The following is a 25,109-nucleotide window of genomic DNA, read 5'->3' as shown; positions in this document are numbered from 1 at the left end:
ACGAGAGGTGAAACTTTCACTCCTCCAGGCAGGCGCGGAAGACCTCGGTGAGCCGGTCCACGTCGCGGGCCGTGGGGACGGCAGGGCCGAGGCGGCGGCGCGTGGCGCCGATGCCGAGGACGACGGCGGTGGCCATGCGGGCCCGCGCCAGCGCGTCGGGGCCGCCGCCGAGCCGGGCCTGCAACGGCTGGAGCACGGCGGCGATCAGGCGCTCGCGGCCCACGTCCACGATCTCGGGATGACGGGCCGAGCGTTCGAGCGCGCGCAGGATCGGGCTGTCCGGGGGGCGGCGCATGCGCTCGGCGGCGTACTCGGCCAGCCGGCGCGGCAGCTCCGCGCGCTCGCCTTCGAGCAGCCGGTCGATGGTGGGCTCGCCCTCCAGGACCGCGGCGAACAGGCCGGCCTTGGAGCCGAAGTAGCGGCCGACCAGCGCGATGTTCGCGTCGGCCGCGGCGGCGATCGTACGGACGGTCACCTGCTCGTATCCCTGCTCACCGAACAGCGTGCGCGCCGCCTGCAGGATGCGCTCGCGCGTGGCCTCGCGCCCGCGCGGCCTGCTCTCGGTCGCCTGGCTCTCGGTCACCTGGGCCTCCATGTTCCGCACTCTACTCACGCTCTGTTCACGTGAGGGTGTACTGACCCCCGCTTGCCGCGCGGCTAGTAAACATGCGTATACTCGCGTCGGGTAAAAACGGTATGAAGGGAATGTGGTGTCTTGGTAACCCAAGCTCACGCCGCAGCTCCCTCCGCGAAGCGGACCTACACCCACCGCGAGATCCTCGAGGTCATGTCCGGGCTGATGCTCGCGATGCTCACGTCGATGATCTCGACCTCGGTGGTGGGCACGGCTCTGCCGACGATCGTGGGGGAGCTCGGCGGTCAGGACCAGTACTCATGGGTGGCCAGCGCCACCATGCTGACGATGACGGTCTCCACGCCGCTGTGGGGCAAGCTGTCCGACCTGTTCGGGCGCAAGCTGCTCTTCCAGACGGCGCTGGGCCTGTTCGTGGCGGCGTCCTTGGTGGCGGGCCTCTCGCAGGACATGGGACAGCTCATCGCGGCCCGTGCCGTGCAGGGCCTGGGCGTGGGTGGATTGTCGGCGCTCTCCCAGGTGATCCTCGGGGACATCGTCTCGCCCCGCGAGCGCGGCCGGTACTCCGGCTACATGGGGGCGGTCTTCGGCATCTCGACGGTCGCCGGACCGCTGCTCGGCGGGTTCATCGTGGACGCCGACTGGCTCGGCTGGCGTTGGTGCTTCTACGTCGTGGTGCCGTTCGCGTTGGTGGCGTTCATCGTCATCCAGAAGGTGCTGCGGCTGCCGCCGGTCAAGCGCAACACCTCCATCGACATCTGGGGCGCGACGACCATCACGGCCAGCGCGAGCGCGCTCATGCTGCTGCTCACGCTCGGCGGGAACGAGTTCGAGTGGAACTCGTTCTGGACGTACTTCCTGGCCGCGATCGCCCTGCTCATGCTGGCGCTGTCGGTGCTGGCCGAGCGGACGGCCAAGAACCCGATCCTGCCGCCGCGGCTGTTCCGTAACCCGACGTTCGTGCTGACCAGCCTCGCCTCGCTCTTCGTCGGCATGGCGATGTTCGGCGCGATGATCTACCTGCCCCAGTACCTGCAGATCGTCAAGGGCATGAGCCCGACGAACTCCGGTCTGATGACGCTGCCCATGGTCGTGGCGCTGTTCCTGTCCGGCGTCATCTCCGGCAAGATCGTCACCAGCACCGGCAAGTGGAAGATCTTCCCCGTCGCCGGCCTGCTCATCGTGGCCATCGGGCTGTTCATGCTGTCGCGGCTGCACGTCGACTCCAGCGAATGGCTCATCGGCTTCGACGTGGCCGTGCTCGGCGTCGGGCTGGGCCTTTCCATGCAGATGCTCATCCTCGCCGCGCAGAACGGCTCCGAGCTGCGCGACATGGCCTCGACCACGTCCGGCGTGTCGTTCTTCCGCTCGCTGGGCGGCGCCGTCGGCGTGGCCGCGTTCGGCGCCATCCTGACCAACCGGCTCAAGGACGAGATGGCCACGCTCATCGCCGAGGCCGGCCTCAAGGTCGGCGGCGGCGGGGACGTCAAGCTCGGCAGCCCTGACGCCATCCAGTCGATGCCCACCCCGCTCAAGAACATCGTGCTGGAGGCGTTCACCCGCGGCCTGGAGACCGTGTTCATCGTGGGCGTGCCCATCGCGCTGCTCGGCTTCATCGCCACGCTCTTCCTCAAGGAGCTGCCGCTGCGCGGCTCCACCACGCCGCCCCCGGCGGCGCCGCAGCCGCTCAGCAAGGACGACCTCGTCCTCGCCGGGCTGCTGCTGGAGCTCGTCGCCCAGCGGGTCGAGCGCGCCAACGGCGAGCCGTCCGCGCTGCTCACCGCGGTCGCCAGGATGGCGCCCGAGGACTCGGGGTCCGAGCGCGAGCGCGCCAGGTCGGTGGCGCAGACGGTGCTGCGCCCGACCTCGCGCGCGCTGCTCGCGCAGGCCGCGCCGGCACAGAAAGACCTCGTCACAGGAGGAATCCCTCAATGATTCGTAAGTTCGTGGGCGCCGTCGCCTCCGCCCTGGCCGTGCTGGCCGGGCTGTGGCTGATGATCGCCCCCTGGGCCCTCGGCAGCCAGCCGGAGAACCGCGACTGGACCGACATCACCACCTCCGAGTTCTGGACCGGTCTCGGCGTGGCCGTCGTGGGACTCGTCGGCGCGATCAGCTTCGCCCTCGCCATCTACGAGGACCTGGTCGTCCGCGGCGCCGTGGTCGTGAAGCCGCGCCGGGTCGAGCCCGAGCCCGAGATCGTCCCGGCCGCGCCGCCGCAGGCGTCCTCGGCCGAGCTGGCGGCCCTGCTCGCCCCGCTCGTCGAGGCCCTTCGCGAGGACATGAACCGGACCGACCGCGCCGGCGGCGAGCACCGTCAGAACGGCAGGACCACCCTGGTCGGAGTGGAGGAGAACCGATGAAGGCGAAGCTGGGCGCGGGCGCCCTGGTCGTGCTGTTCCTGGGGGGCCTGTGGCTGGTCGCGGCCCCGTTCGCGGTCGGCTACCAGCCGAGGGGCGCCGAGTACGCCGACGCGACCGTCAACGACCTGTGGGTCGGGGGCGGCCTGATCGGGCTCACGTTCGTCGCCCTCGTCGTCTACGCCGCCGACGCCCTGCGCGAGCTGGCGCGTCGCGGCAAGCACGCCGAGAGCTGACGCGAGAGCGCCGTGTCCGGCGGTGACGTGGACCCCCGCTGGGAGCCGCTGGCAGGCCGGCTCCCCGACGGGGCGTTCGAGATCGGCAAGGACGGCGCGGGCCTGCTGGTGGTGGGGTTCGACGGGTCCGGGCCGAGCCGCAACGCGCTCGCGTACGCGGCCGGGCTGGCCCGCAGGGACAACGCCTCGCTGCTCGTCGTCTTCGTCGAGTCGCTGAACAGCGCGTCCCTGTGGTTCTTCGCCGGCTCGCCCATCGTCCCCGACTCGGCGGCCGACCTGACGGAGGACCTCAAGGACGAGCTGAGGGGCAGCGGCGTGCCGTGGCGGTTCGTCAGCGTCCGGGGCGACGCGGCCCGGGAGCTGGAGACGCTGGCCAGCTCTTACATGGCCGACGCCATCGTGGTGGGCCGCTCGCGGCGCTCCCTGTTCGGGTCGGTGGCGGGCTCGCTGGCGAAGCGGGCTCGCCGTACTGTGCTGATAGTCCCCTGACCTGGCAAGACGTCGCATATTGTGGCGAGATGAAGCGTGCTGCCGCCATGGCGTTCGTAGTCCTCACGACCGTGTCGTGCGGCGCGGCGGAGCCCGTCGCGTCGTCCGCTCCCACTCCCGCGCCGGCCACGAGTTCACCGGCGGCCACGGCGTCGCCCACGGCCTCGCCCACGGCGACGCCGAGTGCCACCGCGCCGCCCGCGTTCGCGGCGAAGGTGACGCCCGTCGCGCGTGACCGCCTGCCCTACTCCTGGCGGCCCGGCTGCCCGGTCAGCTACCGGGATCTGCGGCTGGTGACGCTGTCGTACTGGGGGTTCGACGGCAAGCCGCACACCGGCGAGCTCGTGGTCCACAAGAGCGTCACCGACGACATCGTGACGGTCTTCGGCAAGCTGTACGGATGGCGCTGGCCCATCAGGCAGATGAAGCTCGTGGACGCCTTCAAGGCCGACGACTACGCCTCGATCGAGGCCGACAACACCTCGGCCTTCAACTGCCGGCGGGCCACCGGGTCCAGCAGCTGGTCGAACCACGCCTACGGCAAGGCGATCGACATCAACCCCCGCGAAAACCCATATGTCACCGCAAGTGGCAGCACGGCGCACAAAAATGCCGAAGAGTTTACGAAGCGCCCGATGAAGGGCAAAGGTGTGATCAATCCCGGCGACAAGGTCGTGAAGGCGTTCGCGCAGGTCGGCTGGGAGTGGGGCGGCTACTGGTCCGGCACCAAGGACTTCCAGCACTTCTCCAAGGGCGGAGGCTGACACAATCACGCCATGACGGTTAAGGACGGCGACGGCTGGATCGAGTGCGCCCAGGGCCATCGGCACTGGGGACTGCACGGGGCGTCAGGGCTCCTCCTCGTGCACCACGACCCGGCCGGGATCCCGTACGTGCTCATGCAGAAACGGGTCTGGTGGAGCCACCACGGCGGCACCTGGGGGCTGCCCGGCGGCGCCCGCGACAGCCACGAGGACGCCCTCACCTCGGCGCTGCGCGAGGCCCGCGAGGAGGCCGCGCTCGGCGCCGACGGGCTGCAGGTGCGGGGCGTCTACCTCGACGACCACGGCGGGTGGGCGTTCGAGACGGTGATCGCCGAGTCGGCCGAGCTGCTGGCCGCCGCCCCCGCCAACCAGGAGAGCACCGAGCTGCGCTGGGTCGCCCTGCCCGAGATCGCCGCGCACGAGCTGCATCCGGGCTTCGCCGCCACCTGGGGCACCATCCAGGGGACGCTCCAGCCGGAGACGATCGTCCTCGACGTCGCCAACATCGTCGGCGCGCGGGCCGAGCACGGCTGGTGGCGCGACCGGGCCGGGGCCGCCGCGCGGCTGCTCGAGGACGTCGCCGGGCTCGGGCTGCGGCATCCGGTGCTGGCGCAATGGTTCCCGAGGGTGGTCGCGATCGTCGAAGGGGCGGCCAAGGACGTGCCCGGCCTGCCCGGCGTGCACGTCGTCCCCGCCACGGGCAGCGGCGACGACACGATCGTCGAGGTCGTACGCCAGGCCAAGCCCTGGGAGCGGATGCTCGTCGTCACCGCCGACCGAGGGCTGCGGCAGCGGGTGAGCGAGCTGGGCGCGGAGTGCGTCGGCCCGAAATGGCTGCTGTCACAGCTAGGCGAGCACCACTCCGTCGAAGACGGCCTTGAGCCCGGTCACCTCTAACACCCGCTCCAGGACCCCGTGCACGCCCACCAGGGTCAGCGAGCCGGCATGGGCCGAGACCCGGCGCTGATGCTCGACCAGCGCCCACAGGCCGCTCGAATCGCAGAAGTCGAGCAGGCTGGCGTCGACGACGACGTCCACCCTGCCCTCGGCGAAGAGCGCGGTCAGGCTCTCCTTCAACAACGGCGCGGTGAGCTTGTCGAGCTCGCCGATCACGTGGACGCGCGCGCGGGGGCCGCCGCGCTCCACCTCGACGTCGAGATCCGCCACCTCCTGAACGTACACCGGCCTCACCACAGCCGCTATCGTGGTTTCCGCACAGGAGGGTTCGCATAGTGGACGAGTGCAGCCGCCTTGAAAGCGGCCAGGTCAGCGATGGCCTCGTGGGTTCGAATCCCACACCCTCCGCTCACTCCCTCAGGGCCGCGAAACCATCGCCCACGTGCGCGGCCAGCTTGAGGTAAGCCTCCCGCGTGCTGTCCTGGAGCCGGTCCAGGTCGATCTCCGCGCCCTCCTCCAGATGCGGGTCGTACGGCACCTGCACCACCGCCCGGCACCGGGCCGCGAAGTGGGCCTCCAGCTTCTGGATGTCCACCGCCGACTTCGACCGCGGCCTGACACTGCACAGCACCACCGTCGCGTTCTTCACCAGATCGCCGTAGTGGTGGGCCTCCAGCCAGTCGAGCGTGGCCGAGGCCGCCCGCGCGCCGTCCACCGACGGGGAGCTGACCAGCACGATCTGGTCGGCCAGCCCGAGCACGCCGCCCATCGCCGAGTGGAGCAGGCCGGTGCCGCAGTCGGTGATGCAGATCGAGTAGAAGTTCTCCAGCACCTGCGAGACGGCCTGGTAGTCGGCACCGCTGAACGCCTCCGACACCGACGGGTCGCGGTCCGAGGCCAGCACCTCCAGCCGGGACGGCGCCTGCGAGGTGAACGCCCTGATGTCGACGTAGCGCTTGACCTGGTCGCGCTCGTTGAGCAGGTCACGCACGGTGGCCGAGGTCTCCAGCACCAGCTTGTCGGAGAGCGTGCCGCGGTCGGGGTTGGCGTCGACGGCGATGACGCGGTCGCCGCGCACCTGGGCCAGCGTGGCGCCGAGGCCGACGGTGGTCGTGGTCTTGCCCACGCCGCCCTTCAGGCTCAGCACGGCCACCCGGTGGTGGCCGGTGGTGACCGGGGTGCGGGCACGGTTCATCAGCTCGCGGCGGCGGCGGACCTCCGGCGGCTCGCCCGGCTTGATCCAGCCGCCGGACGCCTTGTAGACCAGGCGGCGCCAGCCCTTGGACGGGGCGTTGCGGCGGCCTCGGAGCAGGGTCTCGGGGTCGAGGCTGTCGGCCGTCGGGCGGCCGGTGACCGGCGGGCGCGGCGGGGAGGTGAACACGGGGACGGGGGCCGGGCGGCGGCGGACGACGGGCGGGATGTCACGTTCGGCCGGGCGCCACTCCTGCTGCTCAGGCCGCTGGGGGCGGTCCTGCCGCTGCAGCGGGCCGCTCCCCGGCGGCTCCGTCCCGGTGGGCTCGATCCCGGTGGACCCGCTCGTGGCGCGTCCGCTGCCGGCGCGCTCGCCGCTGGGCTGCTCCGCGCGGGATGACTCGGCCCCGAATGAGCCGGGACTGAGCGGGCCGGGACTGAGCGGATCCGGCGGGGGCGACTCGGAGCGGGGCAGGTCCTGCTCGTAGGTCGCGGGCTCGCGGGTCGCGGGCTCGCGGGTCACGGGCTCGTGGGTCACGGGCCCGCGGGTCACGGGCTCGTGGGTCACGGGCTCGTGGGGCCGCTCCGTGCGGTGCTCGGCGGCCTCCGGCGTGTCCACCTGCGGGGTGGGCTCATCCTTGGGAACGGAACCTGCGGGCCGGTCGCCGACGCTGGGATCGGCGCCGCTGAGCTCGGCGCTGAACGCGGCGGTGGGCTCAACCTGGGGCCCTGAGTCGGGCTCGCCCCACTTCGGGGGCTCGTTCCTGGGCTGGGTGGCGGCCCAGGGCTCCGGCTGCTCCTCCTGCGCAGGCGACTCCTCCCGCGCGGGCTCCTCGAACGCCCCCCGCCGCCATCCGCCCGGCTCCGACGGCCGCGACCATTCGGCCGGCGGCCAGGTCTCGTCCTCACGCCGGTCCTGAGGTCCTTCTTCCTGGCGTCCTTCCTCGGGCCTGTCCGCCGCGGGCGGCTGGGCGGGCTCGGCGGACGGCCTGAACGTCAGCCCGTACGTGTCGGTGTCGTCGGGCCGCGGCAGCGGCTTGAGCGGCGCGTGGAACGGATCGTCCACGGCGGGAGCGGGCGGCTGGTCCCGGTTGATCTCCCGCAGGGCCTCCCGGGTGATGTCCGTGGTGGCCGCGTCCCCGAGCCATCCGGTCTCGGCGTCAGCGTCCGCGACGGGCTCGGCGTCGGCGGCGGCCACGGAGTCGGCGGCAGCGCGGAACAGCGTCGGCGCCGGGGTCTCGGGCTGCGCGGGGACCAGCGACCAGGGGTCCTTGGGGTACGGCGAGACCGCCTCGTCGGCAGCCGCGGCCGGGGCGCCGACGCTGACCGGGGTCTCGTCGCTCTCCTTGATCGCGTCAAGCCAGGCCAGCTGCTCCTCGAGAGATTCCTCTCGATCGTGTCTTGCCACCGTGTTCCCCCTCGGGTGGGTCTAAAGGGGCAGCAAATACCTTGCAGGTTAACGCGCTGGCAACCGGTCCAGCCCACCAACCCACAACTTCTTTGCCCGGCTACCGTGGATCGCATGCGAGCCATTGAGATCACCCGGCCCGGCGGGCCGGAGGTGCTGGAGTGGCGCGAGGTGCCCGACCCCGAGGTCGGACGGGGGGACGTGCTCATCGACGTCACCGCCTCCGCGCTCAATCGTGCCGACGTCCTGCAGCGGGGCGGCCACTACGACCCGCCGCCGGGCGCGCCGCCGTACCCGGGGCTGGAGGTCTCGGGCGTGGTCGCCGAGGTCGGCGCGGACGTCGAGCAGTTCAAGCCGGGCGACGAGGTGTGCGCGCTGCTCGGCGGCGGCGGTTACGCCGAGCGCGTAGCGGTGCCGTGGCAGCAGGTCATGCCGGCGCCCGAGGGCGTGCCGCTCAAGGAGGCCGCCGGGCTGCCGGAGGTCGCCTGCACGGTCTGGTCGAACGTCTTCATGCTGGCCCGGCTGCGCAGGGGCGAGACGTTGCTGGTGCACGGCGGGGCGAGCGGCATCGGCACGTTCGCCGTACAGCTCGCCAAGGCGCTCGGCTCGCGCGTGGTCGCCACCGTCGGCAGCGCGGAGAAGGCCGAGCAGGTGCTCAGGCTGGGCGCGGACGAGGTCGTCAACTACCGCGAGGAGGACTTCGCCGAGAAGGTCCAGGCCGACGTCATCCTCGACATCATCGGGGCGAAGTACCTCGCGGGGAACCTCAAGGTCCTGCGCACCGGCGGCCGGCTGGTGATCATCGCGCTCCAGGGCGGCAGCAAGGCCGAGATCAACCTCGGGACCCTCATGGCCAAGCGTGCCTCCGTGCACGGCACCACGCTCCGCGCCCGGCCTGTGGACGAGAAGGGCGTGATCGTCCGCAGCGTGGTCGAGAACGTGTGGCCGCTGGTCGCGGGGGGTGCGGTGCGCCCGGTCGTGTACGCGGAAGTCCCCATGTCCGCTGCTGCCGAGGCGCACCGTATGTTGGATTCCGGGGAGCACGTCGGCAAGATCCTGCTAGTACGGTGAGTGTTATGAATGCTGAGGACAACAACACCCCTCACATCGTGGTGGTGGGCCCCGACTTCCAGGGGAGTCAGGGCGATAGCGGCGAAGAGGACCGTTCGGTCACCCAGCTGGTCGAGCAGCCGGCGAAGGTGATGCGCATCGGCAGCATGATCCGCCAGCTTCTGGAGGAGGTGCGCGCCGCTCCTCTCGACGAGGCCAGCCGCAAGCGGCTGAAGGACATCCACGCCTCCTCGATCAAGGAGCTGGAGGACGGCCTGGCGCCGGAGCTGGTCGAGGAGCTTGAGCGGTTGTCGCTGCCGTTCACGGACGACACCGGCGCCCCGCCGAGCGAGGCCGAGCTGCGCATCGCGCACGCCCAGCTGGTCGGCTGGCTCGAAGGGCTGTTCCACGGCATCCAGACCACGCTGTTCGCGCAGCAGATGGCGGCCCGCGCGCAGCTTGAGCAGATGCGCAGGGCGCTGCCCGGCGTGCCGCAGTCGATGGACGAGTCCGGGCGCCCCCACGGAGGTTCCGGGCCCTACCTGTAGGCCGTTCGCTTCCCCCGTCCGAGGGTCAGAACAGCTTTTCCAGCACCTGCGCGACGCCGTCCTCGTCGTTGGCCGCGGTCACGTGATCGACCGCCGCCAGCACGTCGGGATGCGCGTTCGCGACCGCGTACGACGTGCCTGCCCAGCCCAGCATGGGCAGGTCGTTCGGCATGTCCCCGAACGCCACCACCTCGTGGGCCTCGATGCCCTGCTCATCGGCGAACGCCGCCAGCGCCGTGGCCTTGGTCACGCCCTGTGCGCTCATCTCGATGAGTCCCCGGCGGCTGGAGTGGGTGGCCGTCACCAGGTGGCCGACCAGGTCGTGCACCACGACGTGCAGTTCGTCGGCGTCCATGTGCGGGTGCAGGGCGAGCAGCTTGGCGCACGGGCGGGCGGTCATGGAGGCGGCCTGCGCCTCGACCACCCGGCGGTCCAGGAAATCGGACTCATGCGCAAAACCGGCTTCATACTCGACCGAAAATACGAGATCGGACACGTTCGCTCTTAGCTGAGCGACGACTTCCTCAAGGACCTCCGCCTCGATGAGGTGAGATTCAACTATCCGCTCGGTATGGAGATCGTAGATCAGGGCCCCATTCGCACAGATCGCGAGCCCATGGTGACGTACCGCACTCGCCACACCCCCCATCCACCGGGGCGGCCGGCCGGTCACGAACACGAGCATGGCACCGGAGTCCTCGACGCGGGCGAAGGCCGCGACGGTCCGGGGAGACACGGTTCCGTCCCGGCGAAGAGCGGTTCCGTCCAGGTCGGTGGCCACAAGGCGGGGTGTCGGGTCGCTGCGCATAACAGGTTCCAGTTTGCCCGGTGATGCGGGATGACAGAAATCTTCGGAGGGAGGGGAACACCGACGCGCCAGAATGGTGTTAGATAGCAAGGCGTTGTATTAGCTGATCCCGTAGTGAAAACCAGCATGACATTGTCTGAGCCACCCCGGGTGCCTGCTGTACGACACACCGGGACCCACGAGGTGTGGGTCCCATAGATTCACATCCTGAGGGAGAGCTTTTATGGCTCAGGGAACCGTCAAGTGGTTCAACGCTGAGAAGGGCTTCGGCTTCATCGCCCCGGACGGCGGTGCGCCGGACGTGTTCGTGCACTTCTCCGAGATCGTCGGCAGTGGCTACCGAAGCCTCGAAGACGGCCAGCGGGTCGAGTTCGAGATCACGCAGGGCCAGAAGGGGCCGCAGGCCTCCCAGGTCCGCGCCATCTGACCTGTTAGTTAGCAAGTAAAGGCCGAGGTTCGCGTCCAGCGGACCTCGGCTTTCGCATGTGTCGGGTTGGTCACGGGTGGGCCGCCCGCCGAACGCGCGGGCTCCAGCGCGCGTCGATCTCTACATGAGGTACGCGTGGTTATGTCATCCCGTGACCGTTGCCGGGGTGATCGTGCTCCTGGTCAACGACCACCTGCTCAAGCAGGCCTGGCCCGGGTTCGTGACGGGCAAGCTCAGCGACGTGGCCGGTCTGCTCGTGGCGCCCCCGCTGCTGGCCCTCCTCTTCCTGCGCCGGGCCGACCTGGCCGCCACGCTGGCCACGGGAGTGCTCTTCGCGCTCGTGAAAACGACGGAGACGGGCGCTGAGGCCGCCTCCCATGTCTGGACCCTGGTGGCGGGGCCTTCGCGCGTCCTCGCCGATCCCACGGACCTGCTGGCCCTGCCGGCGCTCGCGCTCGCCTGGTGGGTACGCGCCCGCAGCCTCACCGCCCCCTCCTCACCCCGCCTGCGCGTCCTGCTGACCGCGCCGCTGGCCCTGCTCGCGGTCGCGGCCAGCGGCGCCGCCCCCGAGGCCACGTCCGAGGCCGTCTCCGTCGAGGTGCGCGGCGAGCGCGTCATCGTCCACACCGACGGCTCGGCGGCGTGGACCTCGGCGGACAGGGGCGACACCTGGATCTTCGAGGACTCGTTCGACCGCCCGCCCAAGAGGCCGGCGAAGGCCATGTGCGTGCCCTACCAGGCCACCCGCTGCTACCGCGTGGCCTCAGGACGGCTGGGGGTCGAGCAGTCCGACGACGGCGGCGACACCTGGCGCCTGTCGTGGTCGCCGTCCCGCGACGACCACGACCGCCTCGTCCGGCAGTTCGGCGACCGCCTCCCGCGCTCCGGCGGCCTCGCCGTGCAGGGCTGGCGCGGCGGGCACGTGGTGGTCGTCGCCAACGGCAGCGAGGGCATCCTGCTCCGCGACGAGACCGGCTCCTGGCGGCGGCTCGGCCGGCCCGGCGAGCCGGAGCGCGCCACGGACATCCACGCCGAAGGGGTCACCGCGGCCTTCCTGGCCGGCTGCCTGCTGTTCGGGGCCGCCGGAGCCGGGCTGCGCCGGTATCACCGCGCTTACCTGATCGTGACGACGGCGGCCTGCCTGAGCTTCCTGGGCTTCGCGTCCGCCGCCACGATCTCGGGGGTGTTCGCGCTCATCACGGCCGCGATGGTCCCCACGGGCGTCATCGTCGGCGTCATTCTGCTGATCATGGGGCAGGCGCGCCCGCTGCCCGTAGCCGTGGGCGTGCTGAGCGCGCCGCTGGTCTACCTGACCGTCTACCTGCCCTTCGTGGGCTGGGCCGACGGGGACTTCGGGTCGTACTGGACCGCGGTCGCGGTGGCCGCGCTGCTGACCTCGCTGGTGCTGGCCGTGGACCTGGCGCTCATCAGGAAGGACGCCGCGAAGGCGCCCGCGGCCCTGTGAGCCCGCGGGCGCCGGTCGCGGCTACGGCTTGGTCGGCGTGAGGACGTCGAGCCCGACGTACGGGCGCAGCGCCTGGGGCACCACCACCGAGCCGTCGGCCTGCTGGTGGTTCTCCAGGATCGCCACGATCCACCGGGTGGTGGCCAGCGTGCCGTTGAGCGTGGCCAGGTGGCGCGGCTTGCCGTCCTTGTCGCGGAAGCGGGCGGCGAGCCTGCGCGCCTGGAACTCCGTGCAGTTGGAGGTCGAGGTCAGCTCGCGGTAGCGGCCCTGGCTCGGGATCCACGCCTCGCAGTCGAACTTGCGCGCCGCCGACATGCCGAGGTCGCCCGCCGCCGTGTCGATCACGCGGTAGGGCACCTCGATCTTGGCCAGCATCTCCTTCTCCCAGGCGAGCAGGCGCAGGTGCTCCTCGTGGGCCTCCTCCGGCCGCACGTACGAGAACATCTCCACCTTGTCGAACTGGTGGACGCGGATGATGCCGCGGGTGTCCTTGCCGTAGGAGCCGGCCTCGCGGCGGAAGCACGACGACCAGCCCGCGTAGCGCAGCGGCAGCGCGCCCGCGTCGACGATCTCCTGGGCGTGGTAGCCGGCCAGCGAGACCTCCGACGTGCCGACGAGGTAGAGGTCGTCCTCGGGCAGGCGGTAGATCTCCTTGTCGTGCGCGACGTGGAAGCCGGTGCCCTGCATGGTCTCCGGCTTGACGAGCACCGGCGTGATCATCGGCGTGAAGCCGGCCTCGATCGCCTGCTGCATCGCCATGTTGAGCAGCCCGAGCTGCAGCCGCGCGCCGAGGCCCTTGAGGAAGAAGAACCGCGAGCCGGACACCTTGGCGCCCCGCTCCATGTCGATGGCGTCGAGCGCCTCGCCCAGCTCCAGGTGGTCCTTCGGCTCGAAGTCGAACTCGCGCGGCCGCCCCACCGTCTCCAGGACCACGTAGTCGTCCTCGCCGCCGGCGGGCGCGCCCTCCTCGACGATGTTGGGCACCGCCTGCACCAGGTCGTCGAGCTCGGCGCCGAGCTTCTCCGCCTCCGACTCGGCCGCCTTGACCTGGCTCGCGAGGTCCTTGGCGCGCTGCAGCAGCGCGGCCTTCTCCTCGCCCTGCGCCTTGGAGACCGACTTGCCCATGCTCTTCTGCTCGGCGCGCAGGGACTCGAACGAGGTCAGCGCGGCGCGGCGGCGCTCGTCCAGGTCGAGCAGCGTGTCGACGACCGAGTCGTCCTCGCCGCGGGCACGCTGCGAAGCCCGTAGCCGGTCGGGATCCTCACGAAGGGTACGCAGGTCAATCACAAGGAAAGGCTACCGGCGCCGGACGCCGTCCCGCCCCCGGATTACCGCCCGCCGGGGATCTCTGTCAGACCTGGCCGGCGCGGACGCGGGCCAGCCACTCGCCCGCCTCGCCGAACTCCGCGTCCGAGGTGCCCCGCTTGATCTGCGGCGCCATGCCGTCGGCCCGCGGATAGCTGCCGAGGAAGCGCACCTCGCCGCAGATGCGGTGGAGCCCGGCGATGGCCTCGCCGACCCGCGCGTCGCCGATGTGCCCCTCGAAGTCGAAGTGGAAGAAGTAGCGCCCGATGCCGTCGCCGGTGGGGCGCGACTCGATGCGCGTGAGGTTGACGCCGCGCACCGAGAACTCGGTCAGCATCTCCAGCAGCGCGCCCGGATGGTCGTCGGCCAGGAAGACCACCAGCGTCGTACGGTCGGAGCCGGTCGGCTCGGGCAGCGGCCCGCCGGGACGGTTGACCTTGACGAACCTGGTCACCGTGTCGGACCGGTCGCCGATGCCGCCGGCCAGCTCGGTCAGCCCGTAGTACTCGCCGGCGATGCGGGGGGCGATCGCGGCGTCGTACGGGGAGCCCGGCAGCGAGACCTCCTGCGCCGCGGCGGCCGTCGAGGGCGCGGCCACCACGACCGCGTCCGGCAGCTCGCGCGCGATGTAGCCCCGGCACTGCGTGATCGCCGCCGGGTGCGTGTAGAGGCGCTTGATGTGCGGGATCTCGGTGCCGGGCCTGGCCAGCAGCGAGAACCGCACCGGCAGCAGCAGCTCGGCCGTGATCAGCAGCGGCTCGCCCCAGGCGAACTCGTCGAGCGTCGTGGTGATCGCGCCCTCGATGGAGTTCTCCAGCGGGACCACGGCTCCGTCGGCCTCGCCGGCGCGGGCCGCGTTGAGCGCCGCGCTCACGCTGGCGCAGGGCAGCCGCTCGGCCGTCGGGTCGAGGAGGCTGAGGGCCTCTTCGGTGAACGTACCCTCGGGCCCGAGGTAGGCGAGTCTGGGCATGCGTCCAGGGTATCCGCAGGTCGCCCGGGTCCGCGCCCGTTTCACCCCTGATCCTTCAGGTCACAGCGGGCCCGCCGAGCGGCACGGCACCAGCGGTCCGAGCCCCAGCCGGGCGGCCCGCACCGCCTCCGCCTCCTCGGGCGACAGCGGCTGCTCGCCCTTGCCGCCCACCACGGGCCGTACGTACGTGCGCGTCTCGCTCTGCCCGTTGATCGAGGTCAGCACGATCCCGTCGCCCAGCCCGTTGATCATCGCCACCGAGAACGACAGCCGCCCGCGCATCTCGGACAGCGCGTCGTAGCGGCAGACCGCGACGTCCCTGATGGCCTTGAGGTCGCCCATGCCCTCGCTGCTCTGCCTGGCCAGCATCCGCTGGCAGTCCTCCACGGCGGCCCTGGCCTGCCGCAGCGACAGCCGGCCGATCAGCACGCCGCTGACCCCGGCGACGACGCCCACGATCACCCATGCGGTAACGAGCACGTGACCGAGGGTAACGGCTCAGTCAAACAAGCTCGCGCCGTTTCGGCAACCACGACACCAGCAACCACACCAGGACCAGCGCCCCCAGCCCGAACCCGTTCTGAACGATCTTCCCCAGCACCAGGCTCACCCCCGGGATGCCGGCCGCGATCAGCGCCACCCCCCACCACGGGACCGGCACCACGTAGTACAGCCACGCCCCGCCCGCCACCCGCCGCCGTACGGGGTCGCGCCCGTCGCCCACGATCGCCCCGAGCACCACGACGATCCAGGCCAGGTGGTGGATCCAGGCGACCGGCGAGAGCAGCACGGCCATCAGGCCGACCAGCGCCACGGCGGTGAGCGGGTCACCCGCCCGGTAGGCGTCCCGCGCCCCGCGGAAGCCGAACCAGGCGACCACGGCGACCAGCACCAGCCAGATCGCCGACTCCACCGTGTCGTTCATGTAGAGACGGATCAGCATGCCGCGCATCGACTGGTTCGTGGTGGCCGCGTTCGCGCCGAGCCGCTCCGGGTCGAGCAGCGCCGAGAACCAGAAGTCGGCCGCGTCCTCCGGGATCACCGCGAACGGCAGCAGCGTGAGCACCGCCGTCACGAACGCCGCCATCCAGAACGTCCGCCACTGCCGGGTGACCAGGAGATAGATCAGGAACACGCCCGGCGTGAGCTTGACCGCCGTGGCCAGCCCGATCAGGAAGCCGCGCGGCCACCAGGGGCGCTTGGCCAGGCAGTCGGCGACGCAGAGCGCGACCAGCAGGATGTCCACCTGCCCGAAGCGCACCTGGTCGCGGATCGGCATCAGGTAGGCGCAGGCCACCATGAGCAGCCCGAACACCCACGGCGCGTACCGCCGGACCGCCTCCCCCGTCAGCACCTGACGGAACGAGAACCAGACGGTCACCGCCAGCGTCACGTAGATCCCGGCCGTCCACACCCACTGGGCCGCCTCCCACGACATCACGGCCAGCCCGACCGCCAGCATGGCCGCCACCGGCGGGTACGTGAACGGCAGCAACTGCGGCGCGGGCGTGTAGGCGGCGTACACCGGGCGCCCTTCGAGCAGCATCTGCCCGCCGGTCCGGTAGACGTCCAGGTCGACCAGGCGCTGGTCGTCCGGGTTCGTGAGCCATGTGTGCACGAGCGGCGCGACGGCCGCCGCGACGGCCAGCGCCACGATCGCCCATGCCCACCACTGTCGCCGGTTCACCTGCACCTCGCCTCTTGTCACGGTGTGGCACGTTACCGTGGCTGTTGTTTATCGAGGGGCAATCACGGGGGGTTCCATCCATGGCGTACGAGAGCGCATCCGGCCTGCCAGGAGGTCGGCCGGGCTCCCGCCCCCGCCTTGCGTACGGCGTCGCCGCCGTCCTCCTCACCCTCCTGACCCTCATCCCGGCCACGGCCGCCGCCCAGAGCCGGCAGGCGGCGCCGAGCGGCCGGGTGGCGCTGATCGGCGTGCCCGGAATCCAGTGGAGCGACCTCGACGCGACCCGCACCCCCACCCTCTGGAAACTCGTCGGCCAGGGCTCCTCGGCCTCGCTCTCCACCAGGGCCGTGCCGCCGCCGGACCGGGGCATCACCTGTCCTGTCGCCGGCTGGCTGACCGTCTCCGCGGGGCAGCGCGCCGGCACCGACGGCAAGGGCTGCCCCGCCCCCGCCACCCCTCAGCCGTCGGGGCGCGGCGACGGCGGCGCCACCGTCCCCGGCTGGCAGGCCATGTCCGCCTACCAGTCCGAGACCGGGTACGACGCCCGGATCGGCACGCTCGGTCAACTGGTGACGGACGCCGGGGGCAAGGTCGCCGCCATCGGTCCGGGAGCGGCCATCGCCGGTGCCGACAAGTCCGGAAATATCGCCAAATACGTCCCAACCCCTGACGCCCTGGGCGACCCGGCCCCGTACAACCTCATCGTCCTCGACGCCGCCGCCCTCGCCGACGCCTGGTCCCGCCAGCCCCTCGACGAGTACGGCGTCCCCGCCGGGATGCCCGCCGCCACCCGCGAGGCCGCCGTCGCCGAGGCCGACCGCGGGCTCGCCGCCCTGCTCGACCGGCTCCCGCCCGGCACCACGATCCTGGTCGCCGGCCTATCCGACGTGACCCCGAACGCCCACCTCCACGTCGCCGTGGCCACCGGCCCGTCCCCTGCCGGGGAGCCGTACCCGCGCGGCGACCTCACCGCCACCTCCACCCGCCAGGACGCCCTGGTCACCATCACCGACCTCACGGCGACCGCCATCCAGCTCCTGGGCCTGCCGCAGCCGCGCGAAGTGGTCGGCCGCCCCTGGCAGCCGGGTGCTCCCGCCTCCGGCAGCACGGCGGACACGGTGTCCGGCCTCGCCGACGCCGACCTCGCCAGCCAGGTGCTCCGGAACGTCCGCGGCCCGTTCTTCACCGTCCTGGTCACCCTCCAGCTCCTCTTCTACGCCTGCGCCGCCCTCGCCCTGCGCCGCCGCCGCTCCACCACCCCAGCCGGAGACGACGCCGCCGCACCGCCCGAGGGTGCGGCGCCGAGCACCACGAAGCCATCGACCCCCGACGGCGAAGGCGAAGGGGAAGGCGAGGGCGACGGGGCGGTGGACGCGAGCACGTCCAGGTTGCTCCGCGCCGTCCAGATCGTCGCCGTGCTGAGCGGCGCGATCGCCGTCTCCACCTTCCTGGCGCAGCTCGTGCCCTGGTGGACCCTCCCCGTGCCGATGGTCTCGGTCGTCGTGACGATCCTGGGCATCGCGGCGCTCGTCACCGGCGCCGCGTTCGCCGGCCCGTGGCGGGCGCACGTGCTGGGCCCGCTGACCGTCGTCGCGGCGCTGACGTCCCTGGCCCTGCTCATCGACGTCATGACCGGCTCCAAACTCCAGGTGAACGCCGTCACCGGGTACGAGCCCGTCACCGGCGGCCGCTTCTACGGCTTCAGCAACATCGCCTTCGCCGTCTACGCCACCGGCACGATCCTGGGCCTGGCGGGGATCGCGCAGTGGCTGCTGGCCAGAGGCGTCTCCAGGCTCGTCGTGGTCGGGGGCTGCGCGCTCTACGGGATGTTCGCGGTGTTCGCGGACGGCTGGCCGTCCTGGGGAGCGGACTTCGGCGGGGTGCCGGCGTTCGTGATCGGGCTGGCCGTCTTCCTGATCCTCCTCTCCGGCCGGCGGGTGTCGCTGCTCAAGCTGCTGCTGGTCGGCATCGCGGGGGTGGCGATCGTCGGGGTGTTGTCGGTGGTCGACTGGTTGCGTCCGGAGGCGCAGCGGACGCATCTGGGGACGTTCGTGCAGCAGGTCATCGACGGCCAGGCGTGGACCGTCGTCGCCCGGAAGTTCAGCGCGATGATCGGCGTCACGGTCGGGAACTGGTCACTGACCCTCCTCACGCTGGTCGCGCTCGCGTTCCTCTTCCTGGTGCTGGCCCGGCCCTCGCGGTATGGGGCCGCGGCGCTCGGACAGGTCTATGCCCTCGCCCCGACGCTCCGTGCCGGCCTGTTCGGCGCGTTGACGTGCGCGTTCGTCGGGTTTCTGATGAACGACTCGGGCATCGCCATCCCCGCCATGGCGCTCACGGTGGCGGTGCCGCTGACGCTGGCGGCGTGTGTGCGCGCCCTGCAGCTCGCCAGGCCCACACCGCCAGGGCGGTCGTCAGGGCGAGCAGCACCCAAGCCGTCTGAGGCCGGACCACACCGCTGAGCCAGCCGAGGTCGGCGGGCTGCCCGTCGACGCGGGCGGGCAGGTAGGCGAGCGACAGGGCCAGCAGGTGCACGACGAGGAACCCGTCCACCGCCGAGCCCGCCACGAGCGCCAGCATCCCGAAGGCCAGCCCGTCGTACCAGGGAAGCACGTAAGGCGAGGCGAACACGTACGCCACCGCCAGCCCGGCCGCCACCACCGGCGCGCCGAGCCCGGCCGCCCCGGCGGGCTGCCCGATGTCCCAGGCCCATCCGGTGCGGGCGGCCCACCTGAGCAGCAGCCAGGCCAGCAGCGCGAGCAGCAGGAGCGAGCCGACCTGGATCTCGCCGCGGTAGGCCGTCCCCGTGCCGACGACCGACTGCAGCCAGCCCTGGACGAGCTTCCAGATCGTGGCGTGCGAGATCGCCTTGCTGGTGCGGGTCACCGGCGCGATCGCGTCCGTGCCCGCCACGGCGTATCCGGCGACCACCACCGCCAGGGCGCATCCCGCCATGACGGCCAGGCGGCCGGGACGGCGGCGCAGCTCCCAGGCCGGGCCCAGCGCGACGAGACCCGCGTTGACCTTGATCGCCACGCCCAGGCCGAGCAGGACGCCCCCGCCCACCGGACGGCCCCTCGCGAGGAGGGCGGCGACCATGCAGGCCACGGCCAGGGTGTCCACGTGCATGCCGGCGACCAGGTGGTAGAGCAGGAGCGGGTTGGCCGCCCACAGCAGCGCGGCGCGGCGTCGGGCGGCCTCGTCGTGCCTGGTGAAGCGGTCGATGAGCAGGGCCGTCACGATGAAGGCGGCGGCGTTGACCAGCGCCAGGACGAAGATCGTCAGCCGGAGCGAGTCGCCGCCGACCCAGCTCGCGAACGCCTGCACCGCCGTCGCGACCGGGCCGTAGACGCTGGGCTCCTCGCGCCACGGCCGCTCGACCGCGTCGGCGATCGCGTCACCGGGGAGGTCGGCGGCCCCGTGCGTGTAGGGGTTGAGCCCCAGGGTGAGCATGCGGCCGTAGGCGGCGTAGTTGAGGTGGTCGCCGGAGCCCGAAGGGGGCAGGAAGGCGAGGACCGCGGCGGCGAGGCAGCCGAGCAGGACCAGCAGTCTCCCGTCCGGCAGCCGGCCGCCGCTGAGCGGCGTGCGGAGGGCGGGCAACGTGGCCAGCAGGCCGAGGCCGCCGAGGATGATCGCCGCCGCGGCGAGGGCGATCGCCAGGTGCGGATCGGGACGGGCGTCCAGGGAGTAGGGCGGCTGCCAGGAAGGGCCGCCCAGCGCGGGGACCATGGGCGACGGGCCGAGCAGGCCGATGACGGCCGTCAGCAGGACGGAGGCGCCGATCGCCCACATGCCCGCCCACGCGAGCCGCCCGCGCGCGGTGTCGTGCCGCCTCTCCGAAGTCACCCGCGTATTCCAGCACACGCGCGCACGGCCTTCGCCCGGACGGCAGGCACCTGTGGACAACAGGGCCGGGCACCTGTGGACCTGTGGACAAGGCGCCGGGCACCCGGGCGGAAGTGCCGCGGATGCCCGGTGACCGTGGCGTCGGCTCGACCTGTCCTGGAGGTGGTCAGCGGTTGGGGTGAAGTTTGTTCAGGTTTTGGACGACCACCGGGTCGCGGGTGGCGAGCGCCCGTGCCACGTCACGGAGCTGGGTCGCGCGATGGAGCTGCGCCCGCCAGTCCGTGCCCGTCGCCCGGTGCGCCATCTCGACCTCGACCTGCTCCACCCGGAATCCCTTGCGCACCAGGTCGATGGTCAGGGCGGTCTCCACGCCGAACCCGTGCGCGAGCGGGCGCGCGGCCTCGAAGGCGGCCCGGGTCAGGCAGCGCTGGCCGTTGAGCGGCTGGGCGAGCTCCAGGCCGGTCGCGCGGCGGATGCCCTCCCTGGACAGGCGGACGACTAACCCGTGGCCCCCAAGCTTCACCCTGGTGGCGAAGACGGCGATGGTCATGTCGGCCACGCCCGCGCGTACGGGCTCGACGAGCGGCGCCGCGGCGGCGGCCGTGGCTCCGAGGTCGGCGTCCAGGAACAGCAGGTGGCGCGGTGCGGCGTCGTCCCCGTCCAGGAGGCGTACGGCCTCGGCCCCGCTCTCCATCGCGGCCGCCTTGCCCCGGTTGCGGCTGTGCCGCACCACGCGGGCTCCGGCGGCCCGCGCCGCCTTGCCGGTCAGGTCGCGCGAGCCGTCGTCCACGACCACCACGAGGTCCACGCCGGGCAGCGCCGAGGCGGCCTTGACGGTGGTCGCGATGCGTTCGGCCTCGTTCGCCGCCGGAATGACGACCGCGGTGTCACCGCTCACTGCTCGTGAACTCCTCGTCATGAACCCTCGGATATGAGGAACTCCTGCGGAACCTCTTCGTGCACGGTGAACACCGAGTCGAGCCCGGTGACCTGCAGGATCTTGCGTACGGCGGGGCGGGGCGAGGCCACCTCCAGCGTGCCCCCCTGCTCCTTCATTCTCTTGAGCGCCGAGAGCAGCACGTTCATGCCCGTGGAGTCGCAGAAATCCACGGCGGACATGTCGATGACCACCCGGCTCGGCCCTTCCTGCAGCAGCCGAGTGAACTCGGACTGCAGGTGAGGCGCCGTATAGAGGTCGATTTCCCCGGTGACCGCGACGAGCGCGAACCCGGCATGTGATCGAGTCGAGACCTTGAGCTCCACATGGGCAGGCTAGCGGCGCGGAGGCTTCCGGTCACGTTGTCACGCCGATAGGCCAAGCACAGGTTTTTGTCCTCCGTTTGGGCTCCATGGGCACGGAGAGTACGCGAAGCTTGACAGCGTGACACCTGAACACCCGCCGCGGCACCGAGAAGGAGGGACCAGGGCACGGCTGACGGGCCCCACGTCGATGAAGACCGAGAAACCCGAAGATCCTCAGCGCGAAGGGCTCCGCGACCGGCTGGAGTCCATCCTTCTCCGTACGGAGAAGGCCAACTCATGGCATGACGAAGCAGCGCGGCTGCGTGGCCTGCTCAACCACGAGGGCTACGTCCCGATCCGTACGCGGCTGGTCCGCGAAGACCTGGAGTTCCTGGCGGGGGCGCGCACCGACCTGCTCAGGTTGTCCGAGCTGGGGCTCAGGCTGCTCGACCTGCATCAGCCCCGTGACGCGGGTGGCATCACCAGCGACGCCGCGCATCCGATCCTGCGGTGCCGGAGCTGCATGTGGCGATGGCCGTGTCCGACATTTCGGGCGATGGTGGAGTCGTTCGGCTCCCACCGGGACATGACAGGCACCCAGGACAACGAAGCCGCACCCGACACCGAAGCCGCACAGGACACCGCGACCGACCACCCGTCCGCGTCCGCGTCCCCGTCACCGTCTCCGTCCGCGTCACCGTCTCCGTCCCCGTCCGCGCCCGATGGGCCGGCCCGCCCCGCCAAGGAGCTCCGCATCGGGGAGGAGACGGTCCGGAGCACGCCCAGCACCGAAGCCACCCTCAGCACAGGGGCAGCCGGATCTCGAACCGGCACCCCGGCCCGTCGTTGACCACCCCGATCACCCCGTCGTGCGCCTCCACGATGCCCTGGGCGATGGCCAGCCCGAGCCCGGCCCCGCCGTCGGCGGTCGGCGTGCGTGCGCTCTCCCCCCGGAAGGCCACCTCGAACACGCGAGGCAGGTCCTCCTCCGGGATGCCCCCGCAGCAGTCGGCGACCGACAGGCACGCCATGCCGTCGTCCACGCCGGCCCGCAGCACCACGGCCCGGTCCGACGGGGTGTGCCTGATGGCGTTGACCACGAGGTTGCCGAGGGCTCGCCCCAGCGCGCCCGCGTCGGCCTCGACGGGCACGGCGGCGTCGGCCGCCTCGGCGGTCAGCAGCACGCCCTTGGCTCGGGCGAGCGGTTCGACGCCCGCGACCGTGTCGGCGACGAGATCGGCCAGTCCGACCCTCGCCCGCGACAGCCGCAGCGCCCCCGCGTGGATGCGCGACAGCTCGAACAGGTCGTCCACCATGGCCGACAGCCGCTCCACCTCCAGCTTGATCTGCCCGTGGTAGCGGGCGACCGTCGCGGGGTCGGAGACCACGCCGTCCTCCAGCGCCTCGGCCATGGCCCGCATGCCGGCGAGCGGCGTACGCAGGTCGTGGCTGACCCAGGCGACCAGCTCCCGCCGAGCGCCTTCCAAGGCCCGCTCGCGGGCGTACGCCTCCTCCAGGGTGTTCGCGATCTCCTGCAGCTCGGCGGGCAGCCCCTGGGGCGCCTTGAACGGCGGCTCCCGTACGGCGTCGACGAGCCGGCGGCTCTCCCGTACGACCCGCTTGGACAGCACGAACGCCACCCCCAGCCCGACCAGCCCGCCGACGGCCACCACGCTCAGCACGAAGTCCTTGACCGGCCCTTCGATGATCATCTTGGCGATGATCGCCACGACGCCGGCCAGCGTGGCCGCCACGGCCACCACCACGACCACGGCCAGCATCACGCCGATCGAACGGGTGCGCAGCCGCCCCATCGCCCAGATCCCGCCCAGCGCCACCAGCAGCCCGAGCCCGGCCGCCACGGCCACGACCGTCGGCAGCTCCCCGACCGCCACGGCGGCCGGCGCAACACCGCCCGCCGCCATCAGCCCTCCATCGGCTCGTAGCGGTAGCCGACGCCCCACACGGTGACGATCCTGCGCGGCGAGGTCGGATCAGGCTCGATCTTCTCCCGCAGCCGCCGCACGTGCACGGTCACCGTGGACGAGTCGCCGAACGACCAGCCCCACACCTGGTTGAGCAGCGCCGACCGGCTGAACGCCTGGCGGGGGTTGCGCATGAGGTAGGCCAGCAGGTCGAACTCGCGGGCGGTCAGCATGACCTCGGCGCCGCGCAGGCGCACCTCGTGGGCGCCGACGTCCACCGTCAGGTCGTCGTCGCGCAGCACCCCGGTGCCGCCGGTCACGGACGCGCCGCGCGCCCGCCGCAGCACCGACTGCACCCGCAGGGCCAGCTCGCGCGGGCTGAACGGCTTGACCACGTAGTCGTCGGCCCCCGTCTCCAGTCCGACCACCCGGTCGATCTCCTCGCCCAGCGCGGTCAGCATGATCACCGGCACCGGCCAGCGCTCCCTGAGCCTGCGGCACACCTGGAGCCCGTCGAGCCTCGGCAGCATGAGGTCGAGGACCATGAGGTCGGGCGGATGCGCGAGGGCCCGGCGCAGCGCCTCGGCGCCGTCGCCCACGCACTCGACCTCGTGCCCGTCACGCTCCAGATAGCGGGCGACCACCTCGGACACGGTCGGATCGTCCTCGACCACCAGGATGCGCGTGTTCATCACCTCACGGTACGGCTCACGCCCCCGGGAACGTCGTTCACGTCATCACTCCGTAAGCCTCGCGGCCCCTGCCCGGAGGACGTACGGTGGGCTCATGAGTAGAGTCGTGATGGCCGTCCTCGGGGCCCTGCTGGGCCTGTTCGTGTTGTTCAACTTCCTGCTGCCGCTGCTGGCGGGTCTGTTCAAGCTCGTCCTGATCGTCGGTGTGATCGCTCTGCTCGTGTTCGTGGTGGTCACCGTGATGAGCAAGTCCTCCAGGTCAGAGTGACCCAGTTCCTCTTCGATCCGTGGCTGGCCGGGATCACCCTGGTGGCGATCCTGCTGCTGGTCGCGTGGGCGGCCAGGTTGCTGCCCGTCCTCGGCGGGGAGCCCCCTGGCTCTCCGCTGACCTACGCGCGCCGCAGCGCCTTCCAGCGCCAGCGCGACCCTGACGCCGCCGGGCGGTCCCGCCCGCGCGCTCCTTAGGCATGCCCCGCTTCCCCAGGCAAGCGGGGCTCGCCGCGCGGTGAGCCCCATCCCGATCGTCTCCCCATGGATGGAAGGCTCGCTTCGTCATGATCGATTCTCTTGTCGCGTTCGTCGTCGGCACGGCCGGGGGCGACGCCGCGCTCGCGATCGTGCTGTTCACGCTCGCCGTACGGCTCCTGCTGCTGCCGCTCAACGTGCGCCAGGCCCGTACGGCGAGGATCCGCGAACGCCTCGCCCCCAAGCTCCAGGCGCTGAAGAAGCGCCACGCGCGCCGGCCCGAACGGCTGGCCGAGGAGACGAGGGCGCTGTACGCCGCCGAGGGCAGCTCGCCGTTCGCCGGGTTCCTCCCGATGCTGGGGCAGTTGCCGTTCCTGTGGCTGATGTACCGGGTGGCCACGCATCCGACCGCGCTGGCTGGGCACACGTTGTTCGGGGCGCCGTTGGGGCAGCAGGTGGCGGGCCTGGTGGCGAATTACGGTCTGCTCAGTGTGCCTGTTTCGGTCTTCGCGTTGATCCTCGTGCTGGTCACGGCGGTGGCGTGGCTGTCCGCCAGGAACATCAGGATCGGGGACGAGCAGCCGGAGCTGGTCAGGAGGATGGCGAAGCTGGCGCCGTACGGGTCGGTGGTGGCCGTGCTGGTGCTGCCGCTCGCGGCGGGGCTCTACCTGCTGGTGTCGAGCGCGTGGGCGACCGCGGAGCGGGCCGTGCTCTACCGGCGCCCGGCCGGCGCGGGCGCCTGACG

At 71.8% G+C, this 25,109-nt stretch carries 27 protein-coding genes, 1 tRNA gene and 1 pseudogene; 16 read left to right on the top strand and 13 right to left on the bottom strand.

Annotation, left to right across the window (positions count from 1 at the left end; translation table 11 throughout):
• Positions 1-16: 16 nt before the first annotated feature.
• On the bottom strand, positions 17-595 hold the full coding sequence (locus BMW85_RS13030; protein WP_091081040.1) for a TetR/AcrR family transcriptional regulator: 579 nt from the start codon (positions 593-595) through the stop codon (positions 17-19).
• Positions 596-715: 120 nt separating this feature from the next.
• Between BMW85_RS13030 and BMW85_RS13025 the strand changes: the two genes are divergently transcribed.
• From BMW85_RS13025 to BMW85_RS13000, 6 genes are read left to right on the top strand one after another with little or no spacing between them, the layout of a single operon-like run.
• Positions 716-2,527, top strand: a complete 1,812-nt coding sequence (locus BMW85_RS13025) for an MDR family MFS transporter (RefSeq protein WP_091081038.1) — start codon at positions 716-718, stop codon at positions 2,525-2,527.
• Complete coding sequence (locus tag BMW85_RS13020) at positions 2,524-2,952, top strand: hypothetical protein (RefSeq protein WP_091081036.1); 429 nt, start codon at positions 2,524-2,526, stop codon at positions 2,950-2,952. The genes BMW85_RS13025 and BMW85_RS13020 overlap by 4 nt, the downstream gene beginning before the upstream one ends.
• Entirely contained in the window at positions 2,949-3,185 is a 237-nt protein-coding gene (locus tag BMW85_RS13015) for a hypothetical protein (RefSeq protein WP_091081033.1), read from the top strand. The genes BMW85_RS13020 and BMW85_RS13015 overlap by 4 nt, the downstream gene beginning before the upstream one ends.
• A 12-nt stretch (positions 3,186-3,197) precedes the next feature.
• Positions 3,198-3,674 carry a universal stress protein gene (locus tag BMW85_RS13010; protein ID WP_091081031.1) on the top strand — a complete coding sequence of 159 codons (477 nt, stop codon included), beginning with the start codon at positions 3,198-3,200 and terminating at the stop codon, positions 3,672-3,674.
• A gap of 29 nt (positions 3,675-3,703) precedes the next feature.
• Positions 3,704-4,438 (top strand): M15 family metallopeptidase, encoded by a 735-nt coding sequence (locus BMW85_RS13005; protein ID WP_245774762.1) that lies wholly within the window; start codon positions 3,704-3,706, stop codon positions 4,436-4,438.
• A gap of 12 nt (positions 4,439-4,450) precedes the next feature.
• Positions 4,451-5,335 carry an NUDIX hydrolase gene (locus BMW85_RS13000; protein WP_091081025.1) on the top strand — a complete coding sequence of 295 codons (885 nt, stop codon included), beginning with the start codon at positions 4,451-4,453 and terminating at the stop codon, positions 5,333-5,335.
• On the opposite strand, the gene BMW85_RS12995 is transcribed toward BMW85_RS13000, so the two are convergent.
• Complete coding sequence (locus BMW85_RS12995; RefSeq protein WP_218155763.1) at positions 5,285-5,605, bottom strand: STAS domain-containing protein; 321 nt, start codon at positions 5,603-5,605, stop codon at positions 5,285-5,287. The genes BMW85_RS13000 and BMW85_RS12995 overlap by 51 nt on opposite strands.
• Positions 5,606-5,656: 51 nt before the next feature.
• On the opposite strand from BMW85_RS12995, the gene BMW85_RS12990 reads away from it, so the two are divergent.
• A tRNA-Ser gene (locus tag BMW85_RS12990) sits at positions 5,657-5,743 on the top strand.
• A 1-nt stretch (position 5,744) separates the two neighbouring features.
• On the opposite strand, the gene BMW85_RS51005 is transcribed toward BMW85_RS12990, so the two are convergent.
• The gene (locus BMW85_RS51005; protein WP_245774761.1) at positions 5,745-7,934 is read right to left on the bottom strand and encodes a MinD/ParA family ATP-binding protein; all 2,190 of its coding nucleotides are present in this window, start codon (positions 7,932-7,934) and stop codon (positions 5,745-5,747) included.
• Positions 7,935-8,048: 114 nt separating this feature from the next.
• Here BMW85_RS51005 and BMW85_RS12980 point away from each other — a divergent pair, with 114 nt between their 5' ends.
• Together BMW85_RS12980 and BMW85_RS12975 are read left to right on the top strand one after the other, a co-directional pair.
• Positions 8,049-9,005, top strand: a complete 957-nt coding sequence (locus BMW85_RS12980; RefSeq protein WP_091081021.1) for an NAD(P)H-quinone oxidoreductase — start codon at positions 8,049-8,051, stop codon at positions 9,003-9,005.
• Between the two features lie 5 nt (positions 9,006-9,010).
• Positions 9,011-9,532 carry a bacterial proteasome activator family protein gene (locus BMW85_RS12975; protein ID WP_091081019.1) on the top strand — a complete coding sequence of 174 codons (522 nt, stop codon included), beginning with the start codon at positions 9,011-9,013 and terminating at the stop codon, positions 9,530-9,532.
• 25 nt (positions 9,533-9,557) lie between these two features.
• Here the strand turns inward: BMW85_RS12975 and BMW85_RS12970 are convergent, their stop codons facing one another.
• Positions 9,558-10,340: an HAD family hydrolase gene (locus BMW85_RS12970; RefSeq protein ID WP_091081017.1), complete on the bottom strand. Its 783-nt coding sequence runs from the start codon at positions 10,338-10,340 to the stop codon at positions 9,558-9,560.
• A 223-nt stretch (positions 10,341-10,563) separates the two neighbouring features.
• Here BMW85_RS12970 and BMW85_RS12965 point away from each other — a divergent pair, with 223 nt between their 5' ends.
• Both BMW85_RS12965 and BMW85_RS12960 read left to right on the top strand, forming a co-directional pair.
• A complete protein-coding gene (locus tag BMW85_RS12965) occupies positions 10,564-10,767 on the top strand; it encodes a cold-shock protein (protein ID WP_091081014.1) in 204 nt (67 codons plus the stop codon).
• 151 nt (positions 10,768-10,918) lie between these two features.
• Positions 10,919-12,232 carry a hypothetical protein gene (locus tag BMW85_RS12960; protein ID WP_091081012.1) on the top strand — a complete coding sequence of 438 codons (1,314 nt, stop codon included), beginning with the start codon at positions 10,919-10,921 and terminating at the stop codon, positions 12,230-12,232.
• A gap of 21 nt (positions 12,233-12,253) precedes the next feature.
• On the opposite strand, the gene serS is transcribed toward BMW85_RS12960, so the two are convergent.
• The 4 genes from serS to BMW85_RS12940 all read right to left on the bottom strand — a co-directional run bounded on the left by serS (position 12,254) and on the right by BMW85_RS12940 (position 16,215).
• Positions 12,254-13,519, bottom strand: coding sequence for a serine--tRNA ligase (gene serS / locus BMW85_RS12955; RefSeq protein ID WP_091081011.1), 1,266 nt, complete (start codon positions 13,517-13,519; stop codon positions 12,254-12,256).
• 64 nt (positions 13,520-13,583) lie between these two features.
• The gene (gene pheA, locus BMW85_RS12950; RefSeq protein WP_091081008.1) at positions 13,584-14,507 is read right to left on the bottom strand and encodes a prephenate dehydratase; all 924 of its coding nucleotides are present in this window, start codon (positions 14,505-14,507) and stop codon (positions 13,584-13,586) included.
• A 60-nt stretch (positions 14,508-14,567) separates the two neighbouring features.
• Entirely contained in the window at positions 14,568-14,987 is a 420-nt protein-coding gene (locus tag BMW85_RS12945) for a DUF4446 family protein (protein ID WP_245774760.1), read from the bottom strand.
• 22 nt (positions 14,988-15,009) lie between these two features.
• Positions 15,010-16,215: a glycosyltransferase 87 family protein gene (locus BMW85_RS12940; RefSeq protein ID WP_245774759.1), complete on the bottom strand. Its 1,206-nt coding sequence runs from the start codon at positions 16,213-16,215 to the stop codon at positions 15,010-15,012.
• 59 nt (positions 16,216-16,274) lie between these two features.
• Between BMW85_RS12940 and BMW85_RS51000 the strand changes: the two genes are divergently transcribed.
• On the top strand, positions 16,275-18,656 hold the full coding sequence (locus BMW85_RS51000) for a hypothetical protein (RefSeq protein WP_245774758.1): 2,382 nt from the start codon (positions 16,275-16,277) through the stop codon (positions 18,654-18,656).
• 268 nt (positions 18,657-18,924) lie between these two features.
• On the opposite strand, the pseudogene mptB reads toward BMW85_RS51000, so the two are convergent.
• The 3 genes and pseudogenes from mptB to BMW85_RS12920 all read right to left on the bottom strand — a co-directional run.
• Positions 18,925-19,923: pseudogene (gene mptB / locus BMW85_RS50995) on the bottom strand (polyprenol phosphomannose-dependent alpha 1,6 mannosyltransferase MptB); the annotation flags it as partial.
• 283 nt (positions 19,924-20,206) lie between these two features.
• On the bottom strand, positions 20,207-20,959 hold the full coding sequence (locus tag BMW85_RS12925; protein ID WP_091081004.1) for a glycosyltransferase: 753 nt from the start codon (positions 20,957-20,959) through the stop codon (positions 20,207-20,209).
• Positions 20,956-21,303 (bottom strand): STAS domain-containing protein, encoded by a 348-nt coding sequence (locus BMW85_RS12920; protein ID WP_091081001.1) that lies wholly within the window; start codon positions 21,301-21,303, stop codon positions 20,956-20,958. Before BMW85_RS12920 ends, BMW85_RS12925 begins: the two co-directional genes overlap by 4 nt.
• Positions 21,304-21,490: 187 nt before the next feature.
• Between BMW85_RS12920 and BMW85_RS12915 the strand changes: the two genes are divergently transcribed.
• Positions 21,491-22,132, top strand: coding sequence for a hypothetical protein (locus BMW85_RS12915; RefSeq protein ID WP_091080999.1), 642 nt, complete (start codon positions 21,491-21,493; stop codon positions 22,130-22,132).
• On the opposite strand, the gene BMW85_RS12910 is transcribed toward BMW85_RS12915, so the two are convergent.
• A complete protein-coding gene (locus tag BMW85_RS12910) occupies positions 22,083-23,207 on the bottom strand; it encodes a sensor histidine kinase (RefSeq protein ID WP_091080996.1) in 1,125 nt (374 codons plus the stop codon). The two genes, BMW85_RS12915 and BMW85_RS12910, sit on opposite strands and share 50 nt — an antisense overlap.
• Positions 23,207-23,899, bottom strand: coding sequence for a response regulator transcription factor (locus BMW85_RS12905; protein WP_091080994.1), 693 nt, complete (start codon positions 23,897-23,899; stop codon positions 23,207-23,209). Before BMW85_RS12905 ends, BMW85_RS12910 begins: the two co-directional genes overlap by 1 nt.
• Positions 23,900-23,993: 94 nt before the next feature.
• Here BMW85_RS12905 and BMW85_RS49525 point away from each other — a divergent pair, with 94 nt between their 5' ends.
• From BMW85_RS49525 to BMW85_RS12895, 3 genes are all read left to right on the top strand, one after another.
• Positions 23,994-24,167 carry a hypothetical protein gene (locus BMW85_RS49525; protein WP_177240642.1) on the top strand — a complete coding sequence of 58 codons (174 nt, stop codon included), beginning with the start codon at positions 23,994-23,996 and terminating at the stop codon, positions 24,165-24,167.
• Complete coding sequence (locus BMW85_RS12900; protein WP_091080991.1) at positions 24,164-24,364, top strand: DUF6412 domain-containing protein; 201 nt, start codon at positions 24,164-24,166, stop codon at positions 24,362-24,364. The genes BMW85_RS49525 and BMW85_RS12900 overlap by 4 nt, the downstream gene beginning before the upstream one ends.
• An 89-nt stretch (positions 24,365-24,453) precedes the next feature.
• Entirely contained in the window at positions 24,454-25,107 is a 654-nt protein-coding gene (locus BMW85_RS12895; RefSeq protein WP_091080990.1) for a YidC/Oxa1 family membrane protein insertase, read from the top strand.
• The last annotated feature ends 2 nt before the right edge of the window (positions 25,108-25,109 follow it).

The sequence above is a fragment of the Nonomuraea wenchangensis genome (genome assembly GCF_900111685.1).
Classification (GTDB): Bacteria; Actinomycetota; Actinomycetes; order Streptosporangiales; family Streptosporangiaceae; genus Nonomuraea; species Nonomuraea wenchangensis.
This window is presented reverse-complemented; position numbering and strand designations above follow the sequence as displayed.